The sequence below is a fragment of the Flavobacterium sp. FPG59 genome, from assembly GCF_002150205.1.
GTDB lineage: Bacteria > Bacteroidota > Bacteroidia > Flavobacteriales > Flavobacteriaceae > Flavobacterium.
In genome coordinates this window covers 1-9,404 of the sequence record NZ_MTCA01000111.1, presented here as the reverse complement: position 1 = coordinate 9,404, position 9,404 = coordinate 1, and the positions used below count along the sequence as shown (strand labels likewise).

Genomic DNA, 9,404 nt, shown 5'->3' with positions numbered 1-9,404 from the left:
AAAGGATAGAGTAAATGGTTCTTTTAAAATACTTATAAATATTTTGAAAAAAACAAGTAGCTGAAATAATGCATATCCTAAAAGACATTTAATTATGATATTAATTTCACCAAGATTTAAAGCCAAACAAGCTGCGCATGCTATTGCAGGAGGAGCCATCATAATTCCTAACGTTGGTTTATATTCTAATGGAAATTTTTCTTTTTTTAAACGATTCATTATGATAGACTCTAAAGAAAGCCATGAAAAAAAACCTACTCCAAGAAAAAAATACCCTAAGGTATAATAATGAAACATCCCCGCTACCATTGCAGACACAAAATTACCCGCAACTGTTGGAATATATAAAGAAGGTGTTATGAAATTTAATTCATAATGATTTTTCCAAGTTTGTTCTGTAAATACAACACCATAGCCTAATTGAAGAATCAATCCTAATACAAATAAAGATTTTCCTAAAAGTGGATAATAAATGAAAATTGTAGTTGCATTTAAAATCATTGTTACACCCAATAGACCAATATAATTATTTTTAATGGGATGTTTAAATTCCTCAATTGAGTCTTTAAAATTAAAAACCCATTTTATGATGTATAGCATGACAAATAGACCCCATAATAAAAATACAATAAACATAATTGTCTCACTAATTAACTTATTATCAACATAAGGCAAGTTAATTAGTTTCCAAATATTGCCTAGGCCAAAGAGACCTAAAATAATTCCAAATCTAGAGGCTTGGAGATCAAATTTTTCTTTATTATACATCATAAAATAGTTTTTAATTATTATTTCCATTCAAATGGAATATCTTTCCAGTCATAACCTTTACCATTTTTAACGATTCTACCAAAACCTGGAAAATTGGTGTGTGCTCCAGCTACCAATAAATTTTCATTGGAAACTTTATCTAAAATTCTTTTTCTTGAGGCTTTAACAGAGGTTGGATCCACATCTGCTTTTGAAGACCATTCTGGATGAGCAAGGTGCAACCATGGATGCACAAAAGTATCTGCCAAATAAACAAAACCATCCATTTCAACAGCAAAATGCCCTGGTGTATGTCCTGGCGCTGCTAACATGTTCAGTCCAGGAGCTACTTCTTGACCATGATTTTTTACTGTAAATTGTTTTTTCATGTTTTTTATAACTTCTTTTGCAGAGGAAATGAAAAAATCTTTTGTTCCTTGATCTGCAGTTACATTTGATAAATTAGGAGTTCCATTATTCCAAAAATTATATTCTGCTTCGGATAATATTATTTCTGCATTTGGAAAAATTGCGGTACCTTCTTTATCAAATAAATAACCAAAATGGTCAAAATGCAAATGGGTTAGAACAATTCTATTTACTTCGGATGGCTTGAATCCTGCTTTTTGGAAATTGGTTAAAAAATTACCTACCGTATCATAAATTCCTTTGCTAGTTCCAGCATCAATTAATGTAACACCATTAGAATCTTTAATTACAAGAGCATTTACCTGTACTGATGTAGTATCGGTCAAGAAACCATTATTAGCTGCAATTTTTTTCAATTGAGATTCTTTTGCCTCTTGTGCAAAAAATCCATCAGGAAAATAAAGTGAACCATCACGAATTACCGTAATTTCTTTATTTCCAAGTTTTTTTGTGTAAAAACCATCACCTTGCGCACTTTTTAAAGAGACTAGTTTTTCTTTTTCATTAGGTGCCGCAAATAACGTTTTTGGCATTACTAATGAAGCTCCTGTAAGCATTCCCGCTTTTGTAAGGAATGATCTTCTGTCTAATTCATTTTTCATGATTTATTTTTATATTGTTTATTTCGAGAAATATTTTGTGTACTGTTGAAGTTATTTTGTTAACTGGTATGTCATTCTATCATGGGTGATATTTAATTTATTATTTTCATGACTAGTTTAACTTTTTTAATGATACATAACTTTAAAGACTAAAGATGTTTTAGTTAGTTTATCTATATCAATTTCATTCAAAAACTTAAATATTTTCATATAAGAATTTGTCTAGCTTTTCAATAATATTTTCTCCACTGTAAATAACTTCTTTGATAATACCCATTTTATCAGTTATTATGGTTACTGGATAACTTAATATGCCTAGTTTTTTATTTAGTTCTGTAGAGCGAGCTACTATTTTAAAATCAAATGATTTTCTTTTTAAGAATTTTTTTATCATTTCATTTTCCTCAAAACTCGGAGCTATGAACATAACTGATTTATTATCCTTGTACTTTTCTGCTATTTTATTTAATTCTGGCATTTCGGTAACACATGGTCCACAAGTTGTAAACCAAAAGTTAAAAACGACAATTTTTCCCTCCAAGTCTTTATTGGATACTTTTTTTCCATCAACAGTTGAGAGATTGAAATCTGGAAATTTTGTATTTTTTAGCTTTTCAATTCCATCGCTTTCTCTTTTTTTGTTTTCTTCTACTTCTTTTTTACTTATTAGATTAAATGTCATTTCAGTTTTGCCATCTGTATTCTTTTTTTGTCTTACGGAAACACTTCCTTTTTTAAATAATTCACTTACCCATTCTCTTGTTTGTATATTTCCTTTATTGTCTTTAAATATTAAATTAGGATCATTCAAGTCATAACCTTGTGCATGTGTTGAAAGCCCAACTATTAGAAACACTAATAATATTATTGATTTAATTAAATTTTTCATGTTGATATTAAAATTTTAAAAAAGGGTAAGACTTCTTGCTCTTACCCTTATGTTTTAATTTGCCATATGTTATTTTTTCAATCTATCTCTCAAAGCTTCCGCCAATGGTGCAGCAGATGCTGGACTTTGACCAGTCATAAGAGCTCCATCTACCACTACATTAGGTGCCCAGTTGGCTACACTTTTGTAATTAGCTCCTCTTCCTTTTAGTTCTTGCTCTAGAGAAAACAATAACAATCTGTCTAATTCGATTTCAGCATCTTCTGCATCTTTAAATCCAGTAAGATTTTTGCCTTTTACCAAATATTCTCCATTGGTTAATTTTACATCTCTTAAGATAGCTGGTGCATGACAAACCATAGCTATTGGACGATTCGTTTCGTAAAAGTCTTTAATCAACTTGATAAGGTGTTGATCTGAAGCTAAATCTGTTAACAAACCATAACCTCCAGGAACAAATACAGCGTCAAACATATTATAGTCAATATTTCTAAGTTTTCTTGTATGTTTTGCTGCAAACAAAGCCACTGGGTCTTTTAAAAATTTCCCTGTGTAATCTGTGGTAAAAGGCACTTTCATACTCAGTAAATCAATAGGAGCTTCGCCACCATCTGGAGAGGCTAAAACCACTTCATAACCTGCATCTGTTAAAATGTAATAAGGTGCTGCTAATTCAGTAAACCAAGTTCCTGTTTGTTTGCCGCTTATACCCATATCATCATAAGAAGACATAACTAACAAGACTCTTTTTTGTTTATTCACTTTGAATGAAGTGTTTTGTGCATTGGCTGAAAAGCCAACTGCTAGTAATAATGCGAATGCTACTGTTTTTAATAAATTTTTCATTTTTTTCTATTTAATTATTGATAAGATTGTTTAATTTTTCTGTTAATGAAGTCTTTGTTTGAGCTCCATTTTGTTTTCAACTAATTGTTGTTTTTTGAAGTAAAATAAAAAAGGAATACTGTTAATATTAAAACGTTGAGACAGTTTTGGATTTTTAATCTATTAGACCGAATCTGTAATTCGCCAACATGTAAAATCTCACTTTGTAGGCTATCTTTATTTATGCTTAACGCTTTAAATATAATTGAGTCTCGTTATTGATTTAGAATATAGGTAACATTTAATTTTTGCTTTTGAATTGTTCTTTTACTTCAAAATTGTCCTTTTCTAATTCCCAAATTCCATTAATTTTTACCCAAGTCTCATTAGTAATGATTCCTTTCCCAACATTCATACTCCAATTGGAAGACACAATTGCCTTTTTGTTATTAATAACCTTTACTTTGGTATCAGTATATATTAAATTTGTTGCTCCTGATTGAATAAATTTGGTCCAAAACTCACCGATAGCCACTCGGCCATTAAAAGTACCAAATGGTTTTGCTACCATAATAGCATTTTCTGTGTAGCCGTTTGCAACCTTTATTGTATTTCCAGAATTAAAACTTATAATCCAATTTTTATTGGCTTGCAAGACTTCTTCTTCTACTTTCTTTTGTTTGTTAATTTTGTAAGAAGTGTTTTGTGCATTGGCTGAAAAGCCAATCATTACTATTAACGCAAAAGCTAATGTTTTTAATAAATTTTTCATTTTATGCTTAATTGTTAATAAGATTGTTTAATTTTTCTGCTAATAGATTTTTTGTTTGAGCTCCATTTTGTTTTTCTACTAATTGTCCTTTTTTGAAATAAAATAGAGAAGGAATGCTTCTAATATTCAAACTTTGAGACAGTTCAGGGTTTTTATCTACATTGATTTTGGCTACCACTGCTTTATTTCTAAATTCTGTTGATAAGTCTTCTAATGTAGGATTGAATGCAACACATGGGCCGCACCAATCTGCATAAAAATCTACAAGTACTACATCATTTGAATTGATGGTTTCTTGAAAATTTGAGTTGTTTAATTGTAATGTCATATTATTTATTTTTTTATAACTATAAGACTATAAGCTTTTAAAAAGATGCAACTATTCTTTTAATTTAAAGTGTAAAGTGTTTCTTGATATTAATAGCAACAAACAACTTTACACTTTTTTTAATTATTTATTTTTTCAAAACATCTCTTAAAGCTTCCGCCAATGGTGCTGCTGATGCTGGACTTTGTCCAGTCATAAGTGCTCCGTCAACTACTACATTTGGTGCCCAGTTGGCTACACTTTTGTAATTAGCTCCTCTCCCTTTTAGTTCTTGCTCTAAAGAGAATAGTAAATGTTTGTCTAATTCAATTTCTGCATCTTCTGCATCTTTAAAACCAGTAAGGTTTTTACCTTCTACTAAGAATTTACCATTAGATAGTTTTACATCTCTTAAGATTGCGGGTGCATGACAAACCATAGCGATTGGTCTGTTAGTCTCATAGAAGTCCTTAATTAATTTTACCACAAATTGGTCAGAAGCTAAATCGGTTAACAAACCGTATCCACCTGGAAAAAACACAGCGTCAAAGGTGTTGTAATCAATGTTGCGCAATTTTCTAGTGTGTTTTGCTGCAAATAAAGCTACTGGGTCATTTAGAAATTTATCTGTGTATTCTGTTGTAAAAGGTACTTTCATACTTAGCAAATCGATAGGTGCTTCACCACCGTCTGGCGATGCAAAAACGACTTCATAACCTGCATCTGTAAGAATGTAATAAGGTGCAGCTAATTCTGTAAACCAAGTTCCTGTTTGTTTTCCGCTTATTCCCATATCGTCATAAGATGACATAATAAGCAATACTCTTTTTTGAATGTTTCCTGTGTTCATGATAAAATTATTTTAGTAATTAAAAATTATGCCTCTAAGACGACCATCTTAAAAAAAGATGCAAAAAAAGAGATGTTATTTTTTAAAAATAATTTTAGACACCTTATTTGCAGACCTTACAGCGCCTTCTAAATACCCAGGATGTATGGAAGAGGTTTCTGTTCCTGCAAGAAATAGTTTGGCATTCATGTAGGGAAGTTGTAATAAGTCATGCCCATTATTTTGATGGGCATACAGAGAATTTGGTTTTGTAGATAAAATATATTGATTATTCCAAACTTTCTCATGGTATGAAATATATTTGGGTACAATGGTTCCAAAAAGATTTTCAATTTGTTTGATAACTAGTTGTTCTCTTTGTTCAACAGAATAATTAATAGCCGATCCGCTTAAAAATCCTACTAATGAAAATTTATTGGCTTCATAGTTACAATGGTCATACACTTCGACGACAATGCTAGATTGGCTATATATTGTTCCTGAATAACCATTCTTTAGCCAAAAAGGGGCTTCATATTCTACAGCAAATTTGATTGAGCCACTCATCCAAGTTTGGACTTTAGGCATAAGATTAGCTAATTGTAAAGGTAGTGAAGGTTCAAACTGGATGGTTTCAATGAGTATTTGGGGCGGAATAGTCGAAACTACAATTTCTGCCTCATAAGAATTTCCCAAAGAATCTATTAGTACAACATGGTCTTCTTTATCAATTATTTTATGAACAGCTGTATGTGTATGAATATTTTCCTTGCCAATTATTGAAACAAGTTTTTCAATAATGGCAAAAGTGCCGTCTTTTACGCGATATGAAGCTTGTTCAGTATTTGGAACATAAAATATTTGGGGAGGTTGAAAAGAATGGGTTTCAAAAATAGTTTTCCCTTTAATATGCTGAGGAAAATAGTTGATTTCTAAGTCTTTTAGAAGTTGAATTAAATCTGTGTGGATAGCATTAAACCAAGTTGCTCCCATTTCCATAGGAGAATTTAATATCCCACTAACTGTATTTATCCTACCTCCTAAATTATCTTGTGCTTCTAGGATTATAAAAGGGATGTTTTGTTTTTTAAGATTGTATGCAATTGTTAAGCCGCTTAAACCTCCTCCAATAATGATTACTTTTTTCATTTTATGGACTACGACTCCAAAAATCAAAAAAGATGCAAAAAAACTTAACCTTTTTTTAGACGTTCTTTTTCATCTTGAAGTAATTTGCATTCTGGTTTAATATCAAAACTTGTCATTTCACCATTAGGATCAAAAGCCACAACACAGCATTCTAAAAAACGTTCTTTTAGTTTAACACGACCTCTTTGAATACGGGACTTAGTATTTGGTAAAGTTAGATTTAGCCTCTCTGCAATTGTTTTTTGGTCTATATTTTCAAGATCATACATATACAATGGTTTTGCATACTCGTCTGGTAAGAGCTTTAATAGAGCCTTAATATAATCGGAAGCCTCACCAATAGTAGTACTTTCGTCATCTTCTTCCGTGATATCAAATTCTAAAGGGATACTTTTATTATTCTTTTTATAATAATCAATAATTGTATTTTGAGTTATCTTATAAAGCCATGATTTTAGGTGTAAAACCGTTTTTCCTTTTGAGCAAAATTGATAACTTTTTAACAAAACATCTTGTAGAATATCTTTTGAATCATCACTATTGTCCACTCTCTTTTGAATATAACCAAGCAATGAAGATTTATAATCTTCCCATATTTCAAAAATATTACAGTCTTCCATTTTATTTTTTTATCTTGATTTTGTTATCTTATATGTTTTTGAATAGCTCCTACAGGTCAAGTACTTGAAAGGATTTTGGTTTAAAAAAGCCGAAATATTCAATTTTATAATTTCACAAAGTTACAAAACAAACTTTAAATTAAGACTAAACCACACATGTTGCTAAATTGCGGTTAGCACTAAATATCAATTTAGCATTTTCTTTTTTGCTGCAATTAATTCCTAAGTCTAGCGAGAGCGTCCCTTCGTAAATACCGTTAAAATCTAAAGACTGATATAAACTAAAATCATTGTAATCGGGATAAATTATTTATTTCACAACACTCTATTTTCGATTTCAGCTTTTCGATCCGCTTTACTACCAATAAACCCTCCTATGCCTAAACCCCACAACATACCTACTGGTAAACCTATTGCAATTTTCCCTAAAGCAACACCAATAGCTATCCCGATTGACATTCCTAATACCATACCCTGACTGGTATAACTTTTTTTGAATTTACCTTTTGGGATATAATTGAAGTTTTCTTTTACAAAGGTTTGTAAATTAGTAATGTCATTCAAATTTTTTGTTTTGTACTGAATTTTTTGATTCGCTGTCTTATGTTGGATTCCATTAATCACCTGTTCCATTTTTGAGCAAAGTAATTCGCTTTCAGGAATATTATTATCTTCAATTTTGATTAGTAAATTTTTTAAATACTCAAAATTAACATTAGCCTTCTCTTGGGAAGTATAGTTTTCAGTTTTATCATTTAAAATCTCTTGAATTTTTTGCGTCCAATTTGTCATAGCTATTTATTCTTGTAATGAATTGTATTTTTAATTTGCTGTTAGCTTAAATGCATCTTTGTTTTTGGCCTGAGAACGAGAAGCTCGCGCCAGCTTAGTGAACGGAACGGAACGAACCTTCTCCCACTCGCAGGGAAATTATTGTTTATCGGATTTTTTTTTATTAAAACTAACAATAAAAACTCCTACGAAAACAATAAATAAACCTCCAAAATGTAAAAACGCATTACTCTCACCATTTTTTGAGTTTTTTCCCATTTCAAAACCCATCATCGCTAATCCGATTACACTAACAATTATTCCAAAAATATTCTTCCTACTCATCTGTTTATTTTTTTTAATTTTTATATCTCTAATTTTTAATGTTTTAAGTAATTTATTAAAGTGTTTAAAAACAAACTATTTTAATTACGATTTAATTTAATACTCCAGCTAAAGCGAGGGTCCCGCTCGTGAACACAAATACTAACTCAATATTTCAAAAAAAACTAAATACTGGTGCAAACTAAAATCGTTTTAAACTTTAATACCCATTATGAGCGAGAAGCTCATACTAGAGTGTGAGTTTGCGGTGGTTGATTTTTACTTTTATCCAAGAATAAAAACATCCATTCCTAAATATTTAGTTTCGGATAAAATCTTCATCCCGTTCTTTATAGCTACGTTTATAGAAGCTGTGTTTTCTTTGTCTATTATTGAAACAAAATGATTTGAAATGTTATTTTCAAGTCCAAATTTTTTTAACTGTGTTGAGATTTCTGTGGCAAATCCTTTTCCCCAAAACTCTTGTTTTAAGGAATACGATATTTCCATTTCGGCTTTGCCATCAACTTCACGGGGTATAATTCCACTCACCCCAATAAACTCCCCCGATTTTTTTTCAATAGCTGCAAGATGCCCAAGTCCTTGATTTTCGTAGCGCTCTAATTGTTTGGATATCCATTCAGTTGCTAGCGTATTAGGTGATTTTGACATGTCAATACCAACATACTTTAACATTTGGTTATCTACAAAAAAGCCAGTCCATTTTTCAACGTCTGACATTGTTAACTTTCGTAATATTACTCTTTCTGTTTCTTGGTTAAAATACTCCACTATAATTTATTTGTGTTATTTTGTTTGTTTATTAAGCTACTCGTTTTCATTTACCGCTACTAGACCGTGTTTTTTAACTGCCTAATTTTCCATATCTTACATATTCTGAAAAATATAAAACAATTATTTTTTTGCCTTTTTTGTAGGGATAAAATAATTCATAGTCACCATCGTGATTGCTATATCTCAACTCTTCACTTTTACCACTAAATACGTTGTCTAAATATTCTCTTTCTTCTTGAGTTGTTTTGTACAGATACTCTTTTTTATTAGGTTTACTACTGTCGTTTAACTTTTCATAATTACTTTGGTTAAATCCTAAATAAACAGGTGAACCATTTATAC

Annotated in this window: 13 protein-coding genes; all 13 read right to left on the bottom strand. The window is 30.7% G+C overall.

What is annotated here, in order from left to right:
• Window positions 1–771: hypothetical protein (locus FPG59_RS10465; RefSeq protein WP_086454550.1), on the bottom strand; the 771-nt coding region annotated here is incomplete at its 3' end.
• Between the two features lie 17 nt (window positions 772–788).
• A complete protein-coding gene (locus FPG59_RS10460; protein ID WP_086454549.1) occupies window positions 789–1,781 on the bottom strand; it encodes an MBL fold metallo-hydrolase in 993 nt (330 codons plus the stop codon).
• A 196-nt stretch (window positions 1,782–1,977) separates the two neighbouring features.
• Complete coding sequence (locus tag FPG59_RS10455) at window positions 1,978–2,670, bottom strand: TlpA disulfide reductase family protein (protein WP_086454548.1); 693 nt, start codon at window positions 2,668–2,670, stop codon at window positions 1,978–1,980.
• A gap of 69 nt (window positions 2,671–2,739) precedes the next feature.
• Window positions 2,740–3,516, bottom strand: coding sequence for a type 1 glutamine amidotransferase domain-containing protein (locus FPG59_RS10450; RefSeq protein ID WP_086454547.1), 777 nt, complete (start codon window positions 3,514–3,516; stop codon window positions 2,740–2,742).
• A 280-nt stretch (window positions 3,517–3,796) separates the two neighbouring features.
• On the bottom strand, window positions 3,797–4,267 hold the full coding sequence (locus FPG59_RS10445) for a hypothetical protein (protein WP_086454546.1): 471 nt from the start codon (window positions 4,265–4,267) through the stop codon (window positions 3,797–3,799).
• Between the two features lie 7 nt (window positions 4,268–4,274).
• Window positions 4,275–4,595, bottom strand: coding sequence for a thioredoxin (gene trxA / locus FPG59_RS10440; RefSeq protein WP_086454545.1), 321 nt, complete (start codon window positions 4,593–4,595; stop codon window positions 4,275–4,277).
• A gap of 127 nt (window positions 4,596–4,722) precedes the next feature.
• The gene (locus tag FPG59_RS10435) at window positions 4,723–5,424 is read right to left on the bottom strand and encodes a type 1 glutamine amidotransferase domain-containing protein (protein ID WP_086454544.1); all 702 of its coding nucleotides are present in this window, start codon (window positions 5,422–5,424) and stop codon (window positions 4,723–4,725) included.
• Window positions 5,425–5,499: 75 nt separating this feature from the next.
• Window positions 5,500–6,552, bottom strand: a complete 1,053-nt coding sequence (locus tag FPG59_RS10430) for an NAD(P)/FAD-dependent oxidoreductase (protein WP_086454543.1) — start codon at window positions 6,550–6,552, stop codon at window positions 5,500–5,502.
• 44 nt (window positions 6,553–6,596) lie between these two features.
• Window positions 6,597–7,172: a sigma-70 family RNA polymerase sigma factor gene (locus FPG59_RS10425; RefSeq protein WP_086454542.1), complete on the bottom strand. Its 576-nt coding sequence runs from the start codon at window positions 7,170–7,172 to the stop codon at window positions 6,597–6,599.
• 315 nt (window positions 7,173–7,487) lie between these two features.
• Window positions 7,488–7,964, bottom strand: a complete 477-nt coding sequence (locus FPG59_RS10420; RefSeq protein ID WP_086454541.1) for a glycine zipper family protein — start codon at window positions 7,962–7,964, stop codon at window positions 7,488–7,490.
• 138 nt (window positions 7,965–8,102) lie between these two features.
• Window positions 8,103–8,288, bottom strand: a complete 186-nt coding sequence (locus FPG59_RS16425; protein ID WP_140344628.1) for a hypothetical protein — start codon at window positions 8,286–8,288, stop codon at window positions 8,103–8,105.
• Between the two features lie 264 nt (window positions 8,289–8,552).
• On the bottom strand, window positions 8,553–9,059 hold the full coding sequence (locus FPG59_RS10415; protein ID WP_254906682.1) for a GNAT family N-acetyltransferase: 507 nt from the start codon (window positions 9,057–9,059) through the stop codon (window positions 8,553–8,555).
• Between the two features lie 73 nt (window positions 9,060–9,132).
• The coding region (locus FPG59_RS16610) for a hypothetical protein (protein ID WP_217875877.1) at window positions 9,133–9,404 on the bottom strand (272 nt) is incomplete at its 5' end.

What these genes read in the sequence shown, in the direction of transcription:
- FPG59_RS10460 (WP_086454549.1), bottom strand. Translation starts at nt 1,781, where the DNA reads ATGAAAAATGAATTAGACAGAAGATCATTCCTTACAAAAGCGGGAATG.
- FPG59_RS10455 (WP_086454548.1), bottom strand. Translation starts at nt 2,670, where the DNA reads ATGAAAAATTTAATTAAATCAATAATATTATTAGTGTTTCTAATAGTT.
- FPG59_RS10450 (WP_086454547.1), bottom strand. Translation starts at nt 3,516, where the DNA reads ATGAAAAATTTATTAAAAACAGTAGCATTCGCATTATTACTAGCAGTT.
- FPG59_RS10445 (WP_086454546.1), bottom strand. Translation starts at nt 4,267, where the DNA reads ATGAAAAATTTATTAAAAACATTAGCTTTTGCGTTAATAGTAATGATT.
- trxA (WP_086454545.1), bottom strand. Translation starts at nt 4,595, where the DNA reads ATGACATTACAATTAAACAACTCAAATTTTCAAGAAACCATCAATTCA.
- FPG59_RS10435 (WP_086454544.1), bottom strand. Translation starts at nt 5,424, where the DNA reads ATGAACACAGGAAACATTCAAAAAAGAGTATTGCTTATTATGTCATCT.
- FPG59_RS10430 (WP_086454543.1), bottom strand. Translation starts at nt 6,552, where the DNA reads ATGAAAAAAGTAATCATTATTGGAGGAGGTTTAAGCGGCTTAACAATT.
- FPG59_RS10425 (WP_086454542.1), bottom strand. Translation starts at nt 7,172, where the DNA reads ATGGAAGACTGTAATATTTTTGAAATATGGGAAGATTATAAATCTTCA.
- FPG59_RS10420 (WP_086454541.1), bottom strand. Translation starts at nt 7,964, where the DNA reads ATGACAAATTGGACGCAAAAAATTCAAGAGATTTTAAATGATAAAACT.
- FPG59_RS16425 (WP_140344628.1), bottom strand. Translation starts at nt 8,288, where the DNA reads ATGAGTAGGAAGAATATTTTTGGAATAATTGTTAGTGTAATCGGATTA.